Consider the following 19,422-nt stretch of genomic DNA (forward strand, 5'->3'; position numbering starts at 1 on the left):
CCTTCTTTGTCATTCGGCATGCAAAATTGACCCCGTAAGCCGGGGGATCGGCGTCCAAAATTGACCCCCTACAGGTTGGCTGTTGCGCTGCCTGCTTTGTCATGAAGCAGGTGGTCGGGGATGCTGATCGTGGAGACGATTGCGCGGATACGGCGCGAACACTTCATCAAGGGCAAGACGATCAAGGAGATCGCCCGTGACCTGAAGGTGTCGCGGAACACGGTCCGGAAGGTGCTGAGGTCGGGCAAGACCTTGTTCGAGTATGAGCGTTCGATCCAGCCGCGCCCCAAACTCGGGCGTTGGGCGGCGGAGCTTGATGAACTGCTGGCGGCGAACGCGGCCAAATCGGCTCGCGAACAGCTGACGCTGATCCGGATCTTCGAAGAGTTGCGCGGACGCGGCTATGACGGCGGCTACGATGCCGTACGGCGTTACGCCAGGCGTTGGAGCAAGGAGCGCGGGCAATCGACCGCGGCGGCCTATGTTCCGTTGAGCTTTGCGGCGGGCGAAGCCTACCAGTTCGACTGGAGCCATGAGATCGTTCTCCTCAACGGCGTGACGGCGATCGTGAAGGTCGCTCATGTCCGGCTGTGCCACAGCCGCATGCTGTTCGTGCGGGCCTATCCGCGGGAGACGCAGGAGATGGTATTCGACGCCCACGACCGGGCGTTCGCACTGTTCAAGGGTACCTGCAGCCGCGGCATCTACGACAACATGAAGACGGCGGTAGAGACGATCTTCGTCGGCAAGGATCGCCGCTACAATCGCCGCTTCCTGCAGATGTGCAGCCACTATCTGATCGATCCGGTCGCCTGCACGCCGGCGTCGGGCTGGGAGAAGGGTCAGGTCGAGAACCAGGTCGGGCTGGTCCGGGAACGGTTCTTCACGCCACGGCTGCGGTTCAAAACCCTGGACGAGTTGAACGCGTGGCTTCTGGATAAGTGCATCGCCTACGCCAAGGCGCACCGACATCCAGAACTGGCCGAACAGACGGTCTGGGAGGTGTTCGAAGCCGAGCGGCCCAAGCTCGTTCCCTATGCTGGCCGGTTCGACGGATTCCACGCGGTGCCGGCATCGGTCTCGAAGACCTGCCTGGTGCGCTTCGACAACAACAAATACTCGGTCGCTGCCAGCGCCGTCGGGCGCCCGGTCGAAGTTCAAGCCTATGCCGATCGCATCGTGATCCGTCAGGACGGGCGCATCGTTGCGGAGCATCCGCGATCGTTCGGACGCGGCGAGACGACCTACAATCCCTGGCACTACGTGCCGGTGCTCGCGCGCAAACCCGGGGCCTTACGTAACGGCGCACCCTTCAAGGACTGGGTGTTGCCGGCCGCGATCGAACGGATCCGGCGCAGGCTCGCCAGCACCGACGACGGCAATCGACAGATGGTCGACATCCTCAATGCGGTGCTGACGGACGGTTTGTCGGCGGTCGAAGCCGCCTGCGCCGAGGCGATCGCTCATGGCGTTCATTCCGCTGACGTCGTTCTCAACATCCTGGCTCGCCAACGCGAACCCGCTGCACCGGCCAACATTATGACGCCGGCGGCACTGACGCTCCGCCATGCGCCGATCGCCGATTGCGCCCGTTACGACAACCTCCGGAGGACCATCTGATGGAACGAACCCAAATCTTCGACCTCATGGGTGAGCTCAAACTCTACGGAATGAGGGCTGCCTTCGACGAGATCATGGCGACGGCCGTCAAGCGCCAGCACGAACCTCAGCACATCGTCGGCGACCTGCTCAGCGCCGAGATCAACGAGAAGCAGGCGCGGTCGATCAAGTACCAGCTCACCATCGCCAAGCTGCCATTGGCCAAGGATCTCGATGACTTCCAGTTCGAAGGCACGCCGATCAATCAGACGCTCGTCAATGATCTCGCCGGCGGCGGCTTCATCGCCCAGCAGCGCAACGTCGTGCTCGTCGGCGGCACCGGCACAGGCAAAACCCACCTGGCCATCGCAATCGCCAGAAGCTGCATCCAATCCGGCGCCCGCGGTCGCTTCTACAACGTGGTCGACCTCGTCAATCGCCTCGAGATCGAGACCCGTAACGGACGTCAGGGCCGGCTTGCCGAACATCTGACCCGGATGGACTTCATCGTGCTCGACGAACTCGGATATCTGCCCTTTGCCCAATCCGGCGGCCAGTTGCTGTTCCATCTCGTCAGCCGGCTCTACGAGCGTGCTTCCGTCATCGTCACCACCAATCTCGCCTTCGGCGAATGGCCCAGCGTGTTCGGCGACGCCAAGATGACCACCGCGCTGCTCGACCGGTTGACCCACCACTGCGACATCGTCGAAACCGGTAACGACAGCTGGCGCTTCAAAAGCCGCGACGACGATCACGCCACCCGCGCTCGTCTCGTCTCCGCAATCCCGGCCAGCTCCGACGAGTCGAGCGCTACCCTCAAACCACGCCGCGCGAAGGGGTCAAAATTGAACGCCGATACGGGGTCAAATTTGCGAGCCGATTGACACTTGGCCGCTGTTGTGCCGAATCGGACTTGGCCCGAGACTGGCCGATATGGTCACCAAGGCCGGGCCGGTGCTTGCCGTGATGGTAACGACGGCGGCGGTTTGGGGCCTCGGGCTGGATGCACAGGGGATCCGGATCGTTGGCGTGGTGCCGCAGGGCCTGCCGCCACTGACGCTGCCGTCGTTTTCAACCGATCTGATCCGCCTTCTCCTTCTACCAGCGCTGCTGATCTCGGTCATCGGCTTCGTTGAATCCGTGTCGGTCGCGCAGACGCTCGCCGCCAAGAAGCGCCAGCGGATCGACCCCAATCAGGAACTGATCGGTCTTGGCGTCGCGAACCTCGGAGCGGCCCTCACAGGCGGCTATCCCGTGACGGGCGGGTTTGCCCGGTCAGTCGTCAACTTCGATGCAGGGGCTGAAACACCGGCCGCGGGGACCTTTGCAGCTTTGGGCCTGTCCATCGCGGCCATCGCGCTGACCCCGCTGATTTATTTCCTGCCCACGGCCACCCTGGCCGCCACAATCATCGTGGCTGTCCTGTCGCTGGTGGATTTCTCAATCCTCAAGCGCAGCTGGACCTATTCCAAGGCAGATTTCAGTGCCGTTGCCGCCACCATCCTGCTGACACTCGGACTGGGTGTGGAAACAGGCGTTTCGGCTGCACCTCTACAAATCATCTCGCCCCCCATTTGGCCGAGGTGGGTCTTGTTCCGGGCACGCAGCACTTCCGGAACATCCGCCGCCACAGCGTTCTGACCGACCCGACTCTTCTCACCATCCGCATCGATGAAAGCCTTTACTTCGCCAACGCCCGCTTTCTGGAAGATTATGTTGCTGATCGCGTCGCCACGGATCGCTCTATCAGGAACGTGGTGCTGATGTGCTCTGCCATCAACGAGATCGACCTGAGCGCGCTGGAAAGTCTGGAAGCAATCAATCATCGGTTGGAGACAACCGATGTGAAACTGCACCTGTCGGAAGTGAAGGGGCCCGTGATGGACCGGTTGAAATCCGATTTTCTTGATTTGCTGACCGGCCAGGTTTTTCTGTCGCAATACGACGCAATGCGGACCCTTGCTCCTGAGCAGGCATTGACGTGAAGCGTTGTTGGCGGCGCCATGCCGGCGTTCCACGCACATGGCTTCGGCGATGATGATCTCCGGCGTGCGACGGGACGGCGACCAGAAGACCGACATTCGGACCACCGGCGAAGCCTGCTCTGAACTGGCGCGCTCGCCATTAGGCCTGCTGCTCCAGGTCCCATCGCAGGTTTCTCTTGCTCAAACGGCGGCCACGGCCTTGTCCAGCAAGTCGCGCACCTGACCCGCGACCGCACGCAAGGCGGGGTTATCGATGGCCTGCATCGATGCAACGGGATCGACCGCGCTGACCTCGACCCCACCCTCGACCTCCCGAAGGATGACGTTGCAGGGCAGCATTGCGCCCACCCGCGGCTCGATGCCGATGGCCTGATGCGCCATCCCTGGATTGCAGGCGCCGAGGATCCGATAGGCCGGCATCTCGACATCCAGCTTCTTTTTCAAGGTTGCCTTGACGTCGATTTCGGTGAGGACGCCAAAACCATGCTTGCTCAGCGCGCTGCGCGCGCGAAGCTCCACATCGTCTATTGTGGCGTCTGCAATCATGCGATTGATTGTGTAGTTCATAGGTCATCCACTTTCTAGATTGGCCTGGGATCGGTTTGCAAAAACACCAGACAGCGTTTGCTCTCTTCAGCTTGACCATGACAGCCCGAAATAGGCCGCCACTTCCTGGGTTTACAAGCGGCCGTGGGCAGGGCGCAAAAGGAGCCGTCCTTCTAACTTTGGAACTTAGTGAACGAACACAAACTGACCTTGACGAACATCAATCGTCGACACCATCGAGCGGCGCTTTTGGTTCGGTCGACTTATGCTTCTCTGCCGACCATCATCTCGCGGACGCGAACCAGGAAGGTCCAGCTTTGTCCTTGGGAAAGGCGCCAAGCTCACTGTTCTTGCCGTGCGCACCTGATACACAACGCCGCTTCCGGACGAGCGTCTAGACGCTTGGCTGAAATCTGCTCTCCGCAGCGGACACACTCACCGTATGTTCCGTTCTTGATTCGCGTCAATGCGCGCTGCACGGAAGCGATCTCTCGCACGAGGAGCGCAGCTTGTCCTTCGAGCGAAGCGTCATCCTCCAATTCGACCGCTTGTTCGGACGAGTCAGGATTGAGCGGTGTGGCCAAGTCCTGCGCAATCCGTTCCTGCCGTTCTTTAAGCTCCACAAGTTGCGCCTCAAGATAAGCTTTCGCTGCCGCAGTGTCGGCCATGCCAAACCTCCTTTGTTTGCCTCAATATTAACAGCCAAGATCGCTTTGCAAAGCTGCTCATCTCGGATAAGCCAAGCCGCGACGCAGTCGTGGGTGATCAAGAAATTAGACCTTACGGCCAACAGACGACCTCGAAGAATTGACTGCCAGAGTTTTGTTTCGGTGTGGGGTCTCAGCCCTTATCTGCAAGCGGTCCATCATCATGCCGACTCAACGAAATCCATGGTCTGAAGGCGGCCATGATGCCGATTGAGGTCATCTTTCGATTAGGATCCACATTCTGGGCATCGGGCATAACTATATCGAGGGTGTTCCGGCAGTACTTTCCCTTCTCGCGGCTGCGATGAACCAGAAATTCCTCTCTTAAGCTTCGCTTTGGTCTGCTGGCGCCGGACGTTCCCGGATATTATATGACGATACTATTTGCCGCTGTCCGTTTTGATCCAGCGCAATACGCACCGTCGATAACCTCCATAATTTTGAAACTGTTGGTCGCGGCGCCGGACAACAATATGGTCATGATGCAACGGCGGAAGATTCCGGAACGCCGTCGAATCGCGAATTAAAAGTTCGGCGAACCGGTTAATCGATTTCTCTATTGACAAATGGGAAGGGGATGAGGCGGTGGCACGTAGTACCTCTGGCAATTCGCTGGCGTCGTTCGCGGCGCGACGTAGAGTCAAATGCAACGCTTATCTTTCTCGTCCACGCCGGGAAGTTCGGCGGTTACCTCGAAGGCCTCATTTGTTTCCGCCACGCTAATCGCTGGCACGCCAGCTCCAATGTTGGCGGACGACGGGGGCTGATTAAAAGCACGAAACGCATTTTCCATTTCGCGCCGCATCAGCCGGTGGGTCCAGCTCTTGGGTCCATAATTTCGGGAGGGCCATGGCTATCTCCATAAGTTAAGGAAAATACCAAAAGCCATAATGTTCCGGTCGCTCCTGACCGGTTTGATCCAACTCAAGAAGCCGAGCTATTTCAATGGTCGGAAGATCTGCCTGTACAATATGCGACGATGGCCGTTCTTTACGGCTCGTAAAAGCGAAATGAGCTCAAAGAGCGCGATCGGAACTTTCAGGGGAGTGTCACATGCAAACTGAGCTATCCCGGCCGGTTCGGCCGCCCAGCGTTCTGGGGTTTCACAGCTCGGCCTCCAGCCGATCGGCGAGGGTGCGCAATATCTTGACCCGCGAGAAGCGCTTGGAGTTCGATTCTACGAGGGTCCAAGGCCCTGCCTCGGTCGAGGTGAGCGCGATCATGTCTTCGACGGCGGCGGCGTAGAGCTCCCAATTCTCCCGGTTACGCCAGTCCTCCTCGGTAATCTTGAAGCGCTTGTGCGGCGTCGCCTTGCGCGCTTCGAAGCGGCGAAGCTGCTCGTCTTGATCAATCGCCAGCCAGAATTTGTGCAAGACGTAGCCGGCGCGGGTGAGTTGGGCCTCGAAATCATTGATCTCGCCATAGGCGCGCTGCCACACCGCGGGTGCGGCGAAGCCCTCGACCCGCTCGACCAGGACGCGCCCATACCAGCTTCGGTCGTAGATCGCCGTATGGCCGCGCAGGGGCACATGACGCCAGAATCGCCAGAGGAAGGGGCGCGCTCGCTCCTCGTCGGTGGGCGCGCCGACCGGATAAACGCGCATGTGCACCGGATTCAGCGCGCTGCGCAGCCGGCGGATGGCGCCGCCCTTGCCGGCGGCGTCGTTGCCCTCGAAGGCGACGATCAGCGCGCGATTGCGAAAGGCCGCGGATTGGGTGGCCGCGAAGATTCGCGCCTGTGCATCGGCGAGCTCAATCTCGTAGCGGTCCTTCTCCAGTGTCTGGGTCAAATCGAGGGTCGGAAGTACCGGTTTCGTGCTCGACACGCGGTGCGGCTTAAACGGGAGTACGCCGGGCCGCGGCGGTTGCCAGCGGACGGCGGCCTGCAGCGTGTCGAGCAGGTGGCGGCCCACCGCAAGGTCGCGCCCCAATGGGTCATCGGCCCTAACGGTGTGCCAGGGAGTGCGGCAATCAGCTGTCTTCTGAATCAGTTCGCGGGCGGCACGCACCAGACGGTTGCGCTCCTTTTTGGTGTCGATCTCCGCCCATTCGCGCACTAGCGGGTTGTTGCGGCTCCCCGGCGGCGCCTCCGTGTTGATTGCCGAGCCGCCGGTCTCGTTGTCACCGAGCATCAGCCAGAGCTTGAGCAGCGTCACTCGCTCGGCGACGAGCATATCCTCGATGCGGTTGGTCTCGGCGATCCGGGCGTGGAAGGTCTCTTCATCAGCTCGGCCAGTAGCGCGATGTAGCAGCATCGTGTGGTACCAGGAGCCGATCATTATCCCGATGCGCCCGCGCTCGGGCAGGTCGCACCAGAAGCGCCATGCCGGCGGGCGGCGCAGATCGCATCGGTCGTTGATGTCATAGGCCAGCGTCGCGATTGTGCGCGGGTCGAGCCATTCATGCAGGCGGTTGAGCACCTGACCCTTGCCCGCGCCGTCGGCCCCGTTCAGCAGGATCAGCACCGCGCGACTGCTGCGATCGGCCAGATCGAACTGAGCGTCGAGCAACGCCTCGCGCAGCGCCGTCGCCTCGGCTTCGAAACGGTCGGCATCGAGCGGCATGCCTGTCCTGTCGTCCGCTCCGCTTGCATCTCCGCCCTCCATGTTCCTCTCGCCTGAATCCAGCCCCGTTTTTCACAGCATTTAGTTGATTACGCTTCCAGCTTTTGTGCAACCAGGGCGTGGAGGTAGCTCTCGCTAGTTAGTACGCTTGGCTACGATGAGTTACGCGGAGAAGGTTCGAATCCAGTTCCTCTCCCTCCGCCAGTCCTATCGCGACCAAGACGCCGACCGCCATTCGCTCGGCGAGCGTCCGGTCAGCTTCTTGAACGCCCGGCTGAAGGCCGCTTCGGAATCGTAGCCGACTGCCTCGGCCACCGCGGCGACCTTAGTGTTGGTGTCTGTTAGCTGTTTGGCCGCGAGTTGCATGCGCCATTGCGTCAAATATTGAATCGGGGGATAGCCGGTTAGGTGCGCGAAGCGCTCAGCTAGCGCCGAGCGTGATGAACCCGCTTCGGCAGCTAGCGCGTCGAGCGTCCAGGCGTTCGCCGGCCGAGCGTGCAATAGGGTCAGCGCGCGACCAACGAGCGGATCGCGCAGGCCCGCCAGCCAACCGGTGTTGTTGCTGGCGAGCTGGTCCATATGCATGCGGATCACTTCGACGAACATCAGCTCCGACAGGCGGTTGAGAACACTCTGGCTGCCGGCGCGCTTGCCATTCGCCTCCCTCCTGGCGAAGCGAATGAAATGGTCGAGCAGTCCGTCCGGCGTGCCCGCTGTCCCGCTCCCACAGCGGATGAAGCGCGGCAGCGAATCGAGCAGCGGATTGAATGGTCGCACGTCGCAACTGAAAAAGCCGCAGATCAGATGGGCGTCGATCGGGCCTCCGCTGCCGGTCGTAAGCTTGAACGGCAAGGCATTTTCGTCGGACGGCCGCCGGTGCAAGGTCCAGTCTGGCTCGGCACGCATACCTGGTTCGCTCGACAACGCGTGACCGTTGCCGTGCGGCAAGACGGCGATGTCGTCTTGCCTAAGCCGGACTGGTTCGAAGCTGTCGTCATCGACGAGGGATATCCAGCACGTGCCTCGCGTAACCACGTGATACTCGATTGCATGCTGCGCGCCGGGCGTAACGTCCTTGGCGATCTGTGCTGAAGGGGGAGCTTCCGCAACCCACGGCGCCGTCGCGGTAACGTCGAAAAACACCGAGCCGGTCAGGCGCACGGCCGAAAGCAGTTCCGACAGCACGTCTGTGCTCATAGGCAGCATTCCAAAGCCAGCCTGGAGGCGGGCGGATGGGAACGATAGCAAGTCTGGACGCGTGAGCAAGAAGTCCGGTAGCCCGGTCATTCAAGCAAAGCGAGGCAAACGATATCAACGGTCCAGTTGCAATGGCGCCCCCACGGCCCGATGCCGCGAACCTCGCTGCCGGGCTTGCGCACGCGGCGCCCCAACCATCAGGGAGAACTACCATGACTACCGTCATCGATTGCCATCCCACCGCCGCCAAGCCCGCACCGGACTTCGAAGCCCTCAAGAGCAAACAGCACGCCGCCTGGTCGTCGGGAGATTACGCCCGCATTGGTGTCACACTTCAGATCGTCGGTGAGGAACTGGCCGAAGCGATGGATCTGCGCGCGGGACAGAAGGTGCTCGATATCGCCGCGGGCAACGGCAATGTCACGCTGGCTGCGGCGCGGCGGTGGTGTGACGTAACATCCACGGATTACGTGGAATCGCTGCTCGCTCACGGCCGCCAGCGCGCAGAGACGGAGGGTTTGCGCATCGATTTTCGTGTTGCCGACGCCGAGCATCTGCCATTCGAGGATGGATCGTTCGATGCCGTTGTCTCGACCTTCGGCGCGATGTTCAGTCCGAGCCAGAATAGCACCGCATCGGAGATGTTGCGGGTGTGCAAGCCCGGAGGCAAGATAGGCCTCGCCAACTGGACGCCCGACGGCTTCATCGGCCAGATGTTCCGAGTCATCGGTAAGTACCTACCGCCGCCGACCGGTGTCAAATCGCCGGCTTTATGGGGCACGCGAGTGTGGATGGATCAGGCATTCGACGCCGCCGCGTCGGGGATTGTTGCCAAGCCGCGCATGTTCAACTTCCGCTACTACTCGCCGCAGCACTTCCTCGCCATCTTTCGCGAGAATTACGGGCCGCTGCTTAAAGCATTCGAGGCGCTCGACGCGTCTGGCCAGGAGGCGCTCGCGAGCGACATACTCGCATTGATCGGCGAGATGAACCTGGCGAGTGATGGTACCATGGTCGTGCCAGGTGAATATCTCGAAGTCGTCGTGACGCGACGGTGAACGCTTGGACACGGCCAGACCGTAATCCACACGATCGGGATCGGAAGTTTGAACTTTTCCACCCGGTGGGGTAATGGCGATGGTTATGGCAGACTGGATGCGATCATAATGCTGCTTCCATTTGCTGGTTACGAGAACCCAAGCGACCGGCACCGCCGAGCGAGAGACAGCGCTGAGTCTGATCGATGGCCGGGGTCGCAGAAGGCGGCGGATCACGCTCGGTGCGGACAAGGCCTATGACGTCGAGCAGTTCGTGCACGACTTGAGGGACCGGTAGGTCACGCCACACATCGCGATCGACGGACACCTCAGCAAGACCGGCAGACCACGCAAGACGGCGGTCGACGGCCGCACCACGCGCCATATCGGCTATGACATCAGCCAGCGCTGCCGCAAGCGGATCGAAGAGGTGTTCGGCTGGATCAAGAGTTCGGCCGGTCTCGCCAAGGTGAAGCTGCGCGGACGCGACCGGGTGGATGCCGCTTTTATGTTGGCGCTCGCGGCCTACAATCTGATCCGCTTGCCCAAGTTGCTGATGGTGCCGCTATGAGCGTGCGGGGCAAGTGGCGCGTCGTGCAAACGCCTGACTACGACATGGCTGGGCCGAACTCTTATATTCTGTTCGCCAAGGACGATGGTGAGTTCGCTTTGGATTGCCTTACAGGATCAATTCATGGCCGCTGCGAAGGCGACGCCGTCGAGTTCACGTGGGATGGCAGCGACGAGATGGAGCCCGCAACAGGCCATGGTTGGGCCGAGGTACGGGCCGACGGCTCGCTCGAAGGCGAGATTTCTCTCGAAGGGGGCGACCATATCTCCTTCATCGCCCGTCGATCCGCTACTTCTTCAACAGCCTGCTAGCTAGATGGAAATATTCGGTCTCATGGCGAACCTCGCATATAGCGCAGGCAAAACAAGAAGCGTCAGCAGAGTCGCGCTGATCAAGCCGCCGATGACAACCGTCGCCAAGGGCTTTTGCACCTCAGCCCCCGTTCCGGTTGCGAGCGCCATGGGTACAAAACCGAGCGATGCGACAAGCGCAGTCATCGCGACAGGCCGCAACCTCGTAAGAGCCCCTTCCATGATGGCGTCGCGTTTCGATCGACCCTCATTCATTAGCTGCTTCACAAACGTGAGCATTACGAGGCCATTGAGAACCGCGACGCCTGAGAGAGCGATGAAGCCAACGGCAGCAGAGACAGAGAAAGGCATATCGCGAAGCCACAGCGCCGCAATACCTCCCGTCAAAGCCAGGGGCACCGCGCTGAATACGAGCACCGCGTCACGCGGGCCTCCCAGTGCTGAGTACAGCAGCAAGAAAATGAGAAAGAAGCAGCCCGGTACCACGATTAACAATCGTTGACGCGCGGCGGCAAGATTGTCGAATTGTCCGCCCCAAGTGATCCAATACCCGGCAGGAAGCTGGACCTCACTCCCCACCTTTGCTTGGGCTTCCGCCACCACAGAGGCGATGTCGCGTTCTCGCACGTTTGCCGTTACGACGACGCGGCGCTTGCCATTTTCGCGAGAGATCTGGTTTGGCCCCTCTGAAAAAGAGAAGCTCGCTACCTGTTCAAGAAGCACCGATGGTGTTCGGCCAGACGAGCCGGAGCCCGGTATCGGCACTGGTAGGTGCTTAAGGGCCTCGATGTCCTTGCGCACCGCATCCGGCAGTCGGACCAGGACGGGGAAGCGCCGGTCGCCCTCGAATAGAACTCCCGCCTCCCGGCCGCCGATGGCGGCTCCGATTACGTCTTGGACTGCGGATAGGCTCAGGCCAACTCGCGCGATCTCGGCTTTATCCACCTTGATCTCAAGAAACGGAAGCCCGGTCGCTTGCTCGACCTTCACGTCCTGCGCCCCTTCAACGCTACGCAGAATACTCGCGATCTGGTTTGCTACCGGCATCATGGTCTCGAACTCCTCACCGAAGACCTTCACAGCAAGATCGCCTCGGGTGCCCGCCAGGAGTTCGTTGAAGCGCATCTGAATTGGCTGCGTGAAAGCGTAATTGTTCCCGGGAAGAAGTTCGACGGCCTCCTGAATCTGCTTGATTAGCTGGTCCTTCGGGAGACTCGGATCGGGCCACTCCTCTTGCTGCTTCAGCATGATAAACGTATCCGACGCATTAGGCGGCATCGGATCGGACGCGACTTCAGCGGTTCCGGTTTTGGAGAAGACGTGAGCCACCTGCGGGAACCGGCTCACTGTGCGTTCGACCTCGAGCTGCATGTCTTGCGATTGCGACAACGCCGTCGAGGGGATCCGCAGCGCTTGCATTGCGATATTCTTTTCGTCGAGCGTCGGGATAAACTCCTGCCCAAGGCGGCTGAAGAGAACTGCCGAGCCCACGAAAAGAAGCACCGAGCCAAGAATGAAAGGCATGGGGCGTCGAATAGCCAATGCAAGCGCCGGGCGATAAACCACCTTCAAGCTCCGGACGAAGATGTTCTCCTTTTCTTGGACACGGCCCGTGATTGCGATCGCGATCAGCGCCGGCACCAACGTCAATGAGAGCACAAAGGCTGCAGCCAGAGCGATGATGACGGTTAGCGCCATCGGCTCGAACATCTTTCCTTCCACGCCCGTGAACGTCAGAAGGGGTACATAGACCAAAATGATAATTGCCTGCCCATACACGGAAGGCTTTATCATCTCCTCGGCGGAGCGCCGAACCGTGGTGAGACGCTCCTCTAGGCTGAGCTGGCGCCCGAGTTCGTGCTGTTTTTCCGCCAAGTGCCGCAAGCTGTTCTCAGCGATGATAACAGCCCCGTCCACGATCAGACCGAAATCGAGCGCCCCTAAGCTCATAAGATTAGCACTGATCTTCCCTTGCACCATGCCGGTCATAGTGAGGAGCATGGTGATTGGAATCACAAGGGCAGTGATGATCGCCGCCCGTATATTGCCGAGCAGCAGGAAGAGGACGAGGATCACCAGCGCGGCACCCTCGATCAGGTTCATCGAGACGGTTTTCACGGTTGCATCGACGAGCAGCGTGCGATTAAGAACCGTCTTCGCTTCGACGCTGGGCGGCAGCGATTTGTTGATGACCTGCATCTTGGCATCGACTGCTGCCGACACAGTGCGGCTGTTTCCGCCGATTAACATCAGCGCAGTTCCGACCACAACCTCCTGCCCGTTTTCGCTTGCGCTGCCGGTACGAAGCTCTCGCCCGATCTTGACCTTGGCAACGTCATTCACGCGCACTGGGACGCCGCCGCGGGTGGTGACCACGACGTTTCCGATCTCTTCCATATTTTCGAGGCGACCCGCCGAGCGAACCACGTAACGTTCGCCGTTACGCTCAATATAGCCCGCGCCGCGGTTCATGTTGTTACGCTCCAGCGCTTCGCCAAGCTCAGCGAAGGAGATCCCGAGCCCAATGAGCTTCGCAGGGTCGGGCTGGACATGATATTGTTTTGCGAAGCCGCCGATAACATCAACCCCGGCGACCCCCGGCACGGTTTTGAGCTGCGGACGAATGATCCAGTCTTGAACTGTCCGCAGATACGCGGCGCGTTCCATTTCCGTACTGAGGCGCTGACCTTCGGGTGTCAGATAACTTCCGTCGCTCTGCCAACCGGCTTGCCCGTCCCGAACGGGAACAACCTCGCCTGCAGGCTTGTAGTGAACGGTCCACATGTAGATTTCGCCGAGGCCGGTAGAGATCGGCCCCATATGAGTCTCAGTACCCAGCGGCAGATCCGCTTTGACCACGTTCAAACGCTCATTCACTTGCTGGCGAGCAAAATAGATGTCGATCCTCTCGTTGAAAACAGCGGTGACCTGTGAGAAGCCGTTCCGTGACAGAGAGCGCGTGTATTCCAGACCCGGGATGCCCGCCAGTGCTGTCTCCACAGGATATGTGACCTGCTTTTCAACGTCGAATGGCGACAGCGACGGCGCCGCCGTGTTGATTTGGACCTGATTATTGGTGATGTCCGGAACCGCGTCGATCGGCAGCTTGGAAAGCGACCACAGACCGAACGCAGCGGCAGCAAAGGTCAAGAGAACGACCAGCCAACGCTGGTGAACCGAGAACCTAAGGACCCGATTGATCATAAGATTCGTCTTCCGTTTGGATTAGTGTGCGTGCTCGGCTTCCGCCTTGCCGAGCTCGGCCTTGAGCACGAACGTGTTCGTGATTGCGACGGTCTCTCCGGGATTCAGCCCGAACACGACCTCGACGTCCTCTTCATCGCTTTTGCCGAGCGCGACCTCGCGCTTTTCGAATCCCTCGGGCGTCCGAACGAAGACAACCTGCTTGCCCTTGATCGTCTGGAGGGCGCTGCGAGGCACGCGCAAATCGACCGGCTGCTCGTCAATAAAGATTTGCGCGCTGACGTAGGAACCCGGTCGCCAAGTGAAATCCTTATTTTCTGTGCTTGCGATGACGCGCGCCGACCGCGTCTCCTGGTTCAGCATAGGGCTGATGAAAACCACCCGTCCTTCCGACGATTTTCTGGCTCCAGCTGCCGAGATGCGAAGCCTTTGGCCCTCCTCGATCTGGTCAAGATCCACTGTGGAGACGGTGAGCTCGATCCAAACGCTGGACAGGTCGGCAATCACGTAGAGTTCCTTCGCCTGTCCTTCGCCCCCCACCGGGGCTCCGAGATCGACCAAACGCTCGACGACGCGGCCGGCAATAGGAGTTCGAATCTCGTAACGCCGTAGTCCCGTTGCCTGCCGTGACAGACCTGTTTCGCTGATGTTAAGCGCCGACAACTTCTGTCGCGCGAGATCGAAGCGAAGCTGTGCCTCGGCGAACGTCATGCGAGCGCGCAGGAATTGGTTCTCCGCCGCGATCTTTTTCTCAAAAAGCGCCTGATCGCGTTCGAACAACGTCCTTTGCAGATCGAGGTTGACCTGCGCCGAAATGTACTCGCTCTTCGCTTCAGCAACCTCGCGGCTTTCCAGAATAGCTAGAATCTCTCCTTTGGAGACGGTGTCTCCCAGCTGCTTCTTGAGCTCGGAGACGGTGCCCACGACCTTGGCGGCAATACGCGCAATTCGATTCGGATCGGGTCCGATCGTGCCTGGAACAGTCAGCCTTTGGGTGAGCACACCCTTTCCGACCGGCGCGACCTCGATCTTGGCGGCCTCAATCTGCTCGGGCCGCATCTTGATGACGTCTTCCGGCTCCTTTTTTCCCTCGCTATGGCCGTGCCCATCAGCTTTCCCATGACCTTGCTTGCTCGCAGCCGGCTTTACGATAGCATTGCCGGACTGTGCTTGAAGCTGCCGAAGATTTGCAAACGGGATGTAGCTCGCGACAGAGCGGACCGCGTTCGCGACCGTAAACACGAGGCTGCCTACGGCGATCCGGAAAACAAATGATAATATAATGACGCGGATAGGTTCTTCTCCAATTCCTCGCGATAGCGCTCCCCTACAGGGGATCAGCGGGAGACGAGCGCTGGGTATTCGAGGGCATGTCCGTTCGCTAGGCCGCCAAAGTGCCATCATGCCGTTACCGGGCGCTTTGTACTACTGTACTGGACGACGTTCCAGACAAATTGCGAGTTATTTGAGCACGCTTCGCGTCATCAGCCTTTTGGGTCGTCGCCGGATCAAGAGTGCAGATACTCGTCGTCCCCGCATACCTCATCCGGCGTCTCAGTCTGGATTGTGGTGTGCTCGATGCCAAACCGCTCGTCGAGCGTGCCGGCAATAGCCTTCCTCACCCGATCGGCATCTGCACCCTTGGTGAGCGTCACATGGGCGGTGCAGCTCACGTCCTCCATTGTTGTTGACCAGACGTGAAGGTCGTGAACGCCGGCGACGCCGGGTACCCCGCCGATCGCCATGCGAAGCTCCGGCAGTTTGAGTCCGCGCGGCACGCCCTCCAGTAGCACGTTGATGGTGTCGCGTAGCAGCACCCAGGTGCGTGGCAGAACCCAAAGGCCAATCAGGACCGCCACCAATGGATCAACCCATGTCCAGCCCGTAAACCGGATCGCGAGCGCGCCGATGATGACACCAACCGAACCGATCAAGTCAGCCCAAACCTCCAGATACGCACCTTTGACGTTTAGGCTCACCTCTTTGCCTGCACTTAGGATGTGCATGGAGATAAGGTTCACGACAAGACCGATCGCAGCGACGATCATCATCCCCGTCGATTGCACCGCCTCGGGCTCGCTGAACCGCTGGATGGCCTCAACCAGAACGTAGATCGCGACCGCGAACAGCAGCAGGGCGTTGAAGGCGGCCGCCAGTATCTCGAATCTCTTGTAGCCGAACGTCCGTTGATCGTCGGCCGCTCGCTGACCGATGCGGATCGCGAGCAGCGCAATGACGAGCGCGGAGACGTCGGTTAGCATGTGCGCGGCGTCGGACAACAGCGCAAGGCTGTTGAACACGAACGCGCCAATCACCTCGGCGACGAGATAGGTCGCGGTCAGAGCGAGCGCGATGCCCAGCATCTTGGCGTTCGCCCCGGCGGCATGGTCGTGGGCGTCCCCGCCTGATCCGTGGTCGTGCATTCTTCCTACTCCGCTGCTCTTGTATGATGCGCAAATTTAGCACGCGCCGCTGACCCTCGCCGTCCATCGAAGGGAGGTTATAGTTGAAGTCAAGCGGGCTATGCTGTGATACTGGCTTATTGTATCGTGGCCGGCCTTTGAAATAGGCCCTGCGGCTATTGGCCTATAACCCTGTGACTACAAGCCATGCCACGCCGCCCCAGGCTAAGAGATACGGGAGCCCACCATCACCATCGATGGGACTGGGACGGCACGTTTGGATCATATTGTCCATGCCGCAGATGTTCAGGACCGCGATGGCGCGCATGATTTGCTACGTCGCGCGCGGCGGCGTTTTCCCTTCGTTGAGCGGATTTTCGCCGATGGCGGCTACCAGGGACCAAAAATGGCGAAGACTGTCGCCGCGACGGGATGCTGGAAGGTGGAGATCGTCAAGCGTTCCGATCTCCATCGCTTCGTCGTTCTGCCCAAGCGCTGGATCGTCGAACGGACTTTCGCCTAGATCAGCCGCAATTGGCGACTGATGCGCGACTTCAAGCGCTACACCAGGACCGCCGCAGCCTTCGTTCGCCTCGCCATGATCCGCATTATGCTCAGGCGCCTCATACGCTCAACCCAATGCTCCTGAATCTAATCTTCTTGGATCGGCTCTAAGGGAACGGCCCTGGATTACGCTCCCGGTCTGGTCGCTTTTTCTGGACGGCCCCACGGATCGTCCCCGACTGGCGGAGGTAATTCACTCCTCATAATGGTGGTGTCGTCAATGTCGATCACGACGACGCTCATAACGACTGCGACGATATTCTCGTCCACTGTCATAACGATCATGACGGTATTCGCGGCCACGGTGCCGATAGCCACGATCGCGACGATAACCGTCATCGACGTGAACGCTAACGCCGCCCGGGCACGCCAATGTCTACCTTGCGCCTGCACCATCGATCCAATTGAACCAATGCTTGTAAGGCCGTGGCCGCGAACCCTTATGTCGAGATCCGACAGGATTAACGCGCAGACTTAGCAGCGATGACCGTGTCGCATCTGATCCCAGATCGGGGCGAATAACCCCTGCATACCGTCGGCTCAACCGGACACGATTTCAATCTTCGATAACGGCTGATATCATTTTGAGAACGCGTTGCGAGTGCTGGATCTCCGCTTTTATCTGGTCTCTGTCTTCCGGCTGTGTATCGAGAAGCGCCGCCATCTCTTTTATATTCTCCTTTATCGAGACCTTGAGATCGCGCAGTTGATCCCATCTGACTTTGTCTTCTTTGGTCATCGGCCCTTTGATGCGGACCGAGCCGGTGTTCATATCAATGATGATATCGTCGGGATGAGGAAGCGGAGGTGGAGCCTCAATGCCAAATTTCTTGCGGCGCGCGAGCTCCTCATCCCATTCGGCCTTGTAGTTGATCGCCGTCTTCAACCATTCATCGTGCAGCTTCTTGTTATCGCGCTCGACCGACGTCAGCAATTCGGTGAACAGGCGTTGAGCCCGTTGATTACCTTTGGCTGCATTGACGGCGAGCGAGCGTACGACGGCCTGGGCCATCGGGATGTCGATTTGACCGTTCGGGTCGTTGATGCTGATCGAACGATAGGCCTCCTCGAGGATGATGGTCTTCAGCCGTTCGTCGTTGAGAGCGGGCAGGGCGGTGCGCTTTTTGATCGCCCCTTTGCGGCGACCAGACGGGTTGCCGGATTGTCCACGCTGGAATCGGGTCGAAACCGGAGGCTTGGCGTAGCCGATCTCATAGTCCGCCCGTTTCGAGGGCAGGTTCGGTCGGGCGGTCGGCTTGTCTGGCCCGCTCATGCTGCTGCCCCCCGGTTGCGGTCTGGTCGGATCCCGCAAGCGACCTGTTCGGCTTCGTCTTTGGCGTAGGTCTCCCAGCGCTGGATTATCCGATCACAATAAATCGGATCGTATTCGCAGACGTAAGCGCGCCGCCCGGTTTTGTGGGCTGCAATGAGGGTCGATCCGCTGCCCGCAAACAGATCCAGGACGATGCCGCCACGCGAGGAGACGTCCTTAATGGCGTCGGCGATCATCGCAACCGGCTTCACGGTTGGGTGCAGCGCCAGCTCGTCGAGCCGTCCGGCTTTCATGGTATTGACGCCGCGATACTCCCAGACATTGGTTCGGTGGCGTCCGTGCTGGCCCAGCTCAAAGTGGTTGTGGTGGGGGGCGGTCCCATTCTTGAAGGCAAATATCAGCTCATGCCTCGATCGGTAGAATGTGCCCATTCCGCCATTGTCCTTGGCCCATACGATCAGATTCTTGAGTTCGGTGTAGATGCCGTCGCCCGCGTTCAGCATCTCCGCCATGTGGCGCCAATCCATGCAAATGTAATGGATCGAGCCATCGATGGAGTGACGAGTGAGATTGCCGAAGCTTGCCTTGAGAAAGCCGGTAAACTCCGGTTCCGACATCTCGCCTGACGCCATCGCGAACTCGCGATGCCGGATCGAACCGAGGCCGCCGACGTTGCCGTCGATCCGAACATTGTAGGGTGGATCGGTAAAAACCATTTGCGCCTGCTCTGTACCCATGAGTGCGGCAACGGTGTCGGGATCGCGAGCATCCCCACAGATCAGCCGATGGGATCCTAACTGCCAGATATCGCCGCGATGACAGCGCGGCGGTGCCTCGACCGGTAATCGGTCGTCGGCAGGATCTCCGGTCTCTTCCGGTATCAAGCCATCGACAAGGCTGTCGATTTCCGCCACCGCAAACCCGCTCAGCGTAAGATCAAAGTCAAGGTCGAGCTCGCTTAACGCTTTGAGCTCTTCCGCCAGGATTTCTTCGTCCCAACCGGCATTCAGCGCCAGCTTGTTGTCGGCAATGACGTAGGCCCGTTTCTCCGCTGCGGTCATCGATTCTAGTCTGATGCAGGGTACCTCACTCATTGAAAGCAGTTCAGCGGCAGCAACCCGTCCGTGGCCAGCGAGAATGGAATTTTCACGATCGACCAGCACCGGATTGGTAAAGCCAAACTTGCGGATGCTGTCGGCGATTTGCCGAATCTGCTTCCGCGAATGAGTTCGTGCGTTGCGTTGCCACGGGCGAAGCGCGCCGATCGAAAGATATTCGAGTTGAGCTTTAGGCATAAGGACGGGCTCCGACAAAAGACGATGTCGTAAGATATATAAAACGACGGCGTGTTTTACAATAGCACCACGGTTACGTAAGCTGTAATGAACGGGAAAATTCCAGATCGAGAGCAAAAATGAGCAGTTTGGCAACGCGGGTAGCAAAGCTACGCAGATCGAAAGAC

The 19,422-nt window shown here is 59.6% G+C and carries 14 protein-coding genes and 3 pseudogenes; 7 read left to right on the forward strand and 10 right to left on the reverse strand.

Going from position 1 to position 19,422, the window contains the following annotated elements; translation table 11 throughout:
* Positions 1-120 precede the first annotated feature (120 nt).
* The 3 genes and pseudogenes from istA to NB311A_RS08395 form a co-directional block, all read left to right on the forward strand.
* Positions 121-1,620: an IS21 family transposase gene (istA, locus tag NB311A_RS08385; RefSeq protein WP_009796680.1), complete on the forward strand. Its 1,500-nt coding sequence runs from the start codon at positions 121-123 to the stop codon at positions 1,618-1,620.
* A complete protein-coding gene (gene istB, locus NB311A_RS08390; protein WP_009798087.1) occupies positions 1,620-2,483 on the forward strand; it encodes an IS21-like element helper ATPase IstB in 864 nt (287 codons plus the stop codon). Before istA ends, istB begins: the two co-directional genes overlap by 1 nt.
* Positions 2,484-2,490: 7 nt before the next feature.
* A pseudogene (locus NB311A_RS08395) lies at positions 2,491-3,584 on the forward strand (SulP family inorganic anion transporter); the annotation flags it as partial.
* 180 nt (positions 3,585-3,764) lie between these two features.
* Here the strand turns inward: NB311A_RS08395 and NB311A_RS08405 are convergent.
* The 4 genes from NB311A_RS08405 to NB311A_RS08420 form a co-directional block, all read right to left on the reverse strand.
* Entirely contained in the window at positions 3,765-4,151 is a 387-nt protein-coding gene (locus tag NB311A_RS08405) for a DUF302 domain-containing protein (protein WP_009798090.1), read from the reverse strand.
* A 320-nt stretch (positions 4,152-4,471) separates the two neighbouring features.
* Positions 4,472-4,798, reverse strand: coding sequence for a TraR/DksA family transcriptional regulator (locus NB311A_RS08410; protein WP_009798091.1), 327 nt, complete (start codon positions 4,796-4,798; stop codon positions 4,472-4,474).
* A gap of 1,142 nt (positions 4,799-5,940) precedes the next feature.
* On the reverse strand, positions 5,941-7,401 hold the full coding sequence (gene pap, locus NB311A_RS08415) for a polyphosphate:AMP phosphotransferase (RefSeq protein ID WP_040674499.1): 1,461 nt from the start codon (positions 7,399-7,401) through the stop codon (positions 5,941-5,943).
* 207 nt (positions 7,402-7,608) lie between these two features.
* The gene (locus NB311A_RS08420) at positions 7,609-8,598 is read right to left on the reverse strand and encodes an AraC family transcriptional regulator (RefSeq protein ID WP_009798095.1); all 990 of its coding nucleotides are present in this window, start codon (positions 8,596-8,598) and stop codon (positions 7,609-7,611) included.
* A 212-nt stretch (positions 8,599-8,810) separates the two neighbouring features.
* Here NB311A_RS08420 and NB311A_RS08425 point away from each other — a divergent pair, with 212 nt between their 5' ends.
* The 3 genes and pseudogenes from NB311A_RS08425 (at position 8,811) to NB311A_RS08435 (ending at position 10,517) form a co-directional block, all read left to right on the forward strand.
* Positions 8,811-9,656 carry a class I SAM-dependent methyltransferase gene (locus NB311A_RS08425; RefSeq protein WP_009798096.1) on the forward strand — a complete coding sequence of 282 codons (846 nt, stop codon included), beginning with the start codon at positions 8,811-8,813 and terminating at the stop codon, positions 9,654-9,656.
* Positions 9,657-9,792: 136 nt separating this feature from the next.
* Positions 9,793-10,206: pseudogene (locus tag NB311A_RS20415) on the forward strand (transposase); the annotation flags it as partial.
* On the forward strand, positions 10,203-10,517 hold the full coding sequence (locus tag NB311A_RS08435) for a hypothetical protein (RefSeq protein ID WP_009798099.1): 315 nt from the start codon (positions 10,203-10,205) through the stop codon (positions 10,515-10,517). The pseudogene NB311A_RS20415 and the gene NB311A_RS08435, both read left to right, overlap by 4 nt.
* Here NB311A_RS08435 and NB311A_RS08440 read toward each other — a convergent pair whose 3' ends face one another.
* The 3 genes from NB311A_RS08440 to NB311A_RS08450 all read right to left on the reverse strand — a co-directional run bounded on the left by NB311A_RS08440 (position 10,518) and on the right by NB311A_RS08450 (position 16,144).
* Complete coding sequence (locus NB311A_RS08440) at positions 10,518-13,721, reverse strand: efflux RND transporter permease subunit (RefSeq protein ID WP_009798100.1); 3,204 nt, start codon at positions 13,719-13,721, stop codon at positions 10,518-10,520.
* 21 nt (positions 13,722-13,742) lie between these two features.
* On the reverse strand, positions 13,743-14,963 hold the full coding sequence (locus NB311A_RS08445; protein WP_009798101.1) for an efflux RND transporter periplasmic adaptor subunit: 1,221 nt from the start codon (positions 14,961-14,963) through the stop codon (positions 13,743-13,745).
* A gap of 266 nt (positions 14,964-15,229) precedes the next feature.
* The gene (locus tag NB311A_RS08450; RefSeq protein WP_009798102.1) at positions 15,230-16,144 is read right to left on the reverse strand and encodes a cation diffusion facilitator family transporter; all 915 of its coding nucleotides are present in this window, start codon (positions 16,142-16,144) and stop codon (positions 15,230-15,232) included.
* 211 nt (positions 16,145-16,355) lie between these two features.
* Between NB311A_RS08450 and NB311A_RS22570 the strand changes: the two are divergent.
* A pseudogene (locus NB311A_RS22570) lies at positions 16,356-16,772 on the forward strand (transposase).
* A gap of 41 nt (positions 16,773-16,813) precedes the next feature.
* Here the strand turns inward: NB311A_RS22570 and NB311A_RS08460 are convergent.
* The 3 genes from NB311A_RS08460 to NB311A_RS08470 all read right to left on the reverse strand — a co-directional run bounded on the left by NB311A_RS08460 (position 16,814) and on the right by NB311A_RS08470 (position 19,255).
* Complete coding sequence (locus NB311A_RS08460) at positions 16,814-17,026, reverse strand: hypothetical protein (RefSeq protein WP_245256969.1); 213 nt, start codon at positions 17,024-17,026, stop codon at positions 16,814-16,816.
* A gap of 217 nt (positions 17,027-17,243) precedes the next feature.
* Positions 17,244-17,960: a DUF5681 domain-containing protein gene (locus NB311A_RS08465; protein ID WP_009798106.1), complete on the reverse strand. Its 717-nt coding sequence runs from the start codon at positions 17,958-17,960 to the stop codon at positions 17,244-17,246.
* Entirely contained in the window at positions 17,957-19,255 is a 1,299-nt protein-coding gene (locus NB311A_RS08470) for a DNA methyltransferase (protein WP_009798107.1), read from the reverse strand. Before NB311A_RS08470 ends, NB311A_RS08465 begins: the two co-directional genes overlap by 4 nt.
* Positions 19,256-19,422: the final 167 nt, after the last annotated feature.

The organism is Nitrobacter sp. Nb-311A (assembly GCF_000152905.1).
In the GTDB taxonomy this organism is placed as follows: Bacteria; Pseudomonadota; Alphaproteobacteria; order Rhizobiales; family Xanthobacteraceae; genus Nitrobacter.

What these genes read in the sequence shown, in the direction of transcription:
- NB311A_RS08450 (WP_009798102.1), bottom strand. Translation starts at nt 16,144, where the DNA reads ATGCACGACCACGGATCAGGCGGGGACGCCCACGACCATGCCGCCGGG.
- NB311A_RS08435 (WP_009798099.1), top strand. Translation starts at nt 10,203, where the DNA reads ATGAGCGTGCGGGGCAAGTGGCGCGTCGTGCAAACGCCTGACTACGAC.
- NB311A_RS08405 (WP_009798090.1), bottom strand. Translation starts at nt 4,151, where the DNA reads ATGAACTACACAATCAATCGCATGATTGCAGACGCCACAATAGACGAT.
- pap (WP_040674499.1), bottom strand. Translation starts at nt 7,401, where the DNA reads ATGCCGCTCGATGCCGACCGTTTCGAAGCCGAGGCGACGGCGCTGCGC.
- istA (WP_009796680.1), top strand. Translation starts at nt 121, where the DNA reads ATGCTGATCGTGGAGACGATTGCGCGGATACGGCGCGAACACTTCATC.
- istB (WP_009798087.1), top strand. Translation starts at nt 1,620, where the DNA reads ATGGAACGAACCCAAATCTTCGACCTCATGGGTGAGCTCAAACTCTAC.
- NB311A_RS08465 (WP_009798106.1), bottom strand. Translation starts at nt 17,960, where the DNA reads ATGAGCGGGCCAGACAAGCCGACCGCCCGACCGAACCTGCCCTCGAAA.
- NB311A_RS08410 (WP_009798091.1), bottom strand. Translation starts at nt 4,798, where the DNA reads ATGGCCGACACTGCGGCAGCGAAAGCTTATCTTGAGGCGCAACTTGTG.
- NB311A_RS08460 (WP_245256969.1), bottom strand. Translation starts at nt 17,026, where the DNA reads ATGACGGTTATCGTCGCGATCGTGGCTATCGGCACCGTGGCCGCGAAT.
- NB311A_RS08440 (WP_009798100.1), bottom strand. Translation starts at nt 13,721, where the DNA reads ATGATCAATCGGGTCCTTAGGTTCTCGGTTCACCAGCGTTGGCTGGTC.
- NB311A_RS08420 (WP_009798095.1), bottom strand. Translation starts at nt 8,598, where the DNA reads ATGAGCACAGACGTGCTGTCGGAACTGCTTTCGGCCGTGCGCCTGACC.
- NB311A_RS08425 (WP_009798096.1), top strand. Translation starts at nt 8,811, where the DNA reads ATGACTACCGTCATCGATTGCCATCCCACCGCCGCCAAGCCCGCACCG.
- NB311A_RS08470 (WP_009798107.1), bottom strand. Translation starts at nt 19,255, where the DNA reads ATGCCTAAAGCTCAACTCGAATATCTTTCGATCGGCGCGCTTCGCCCG.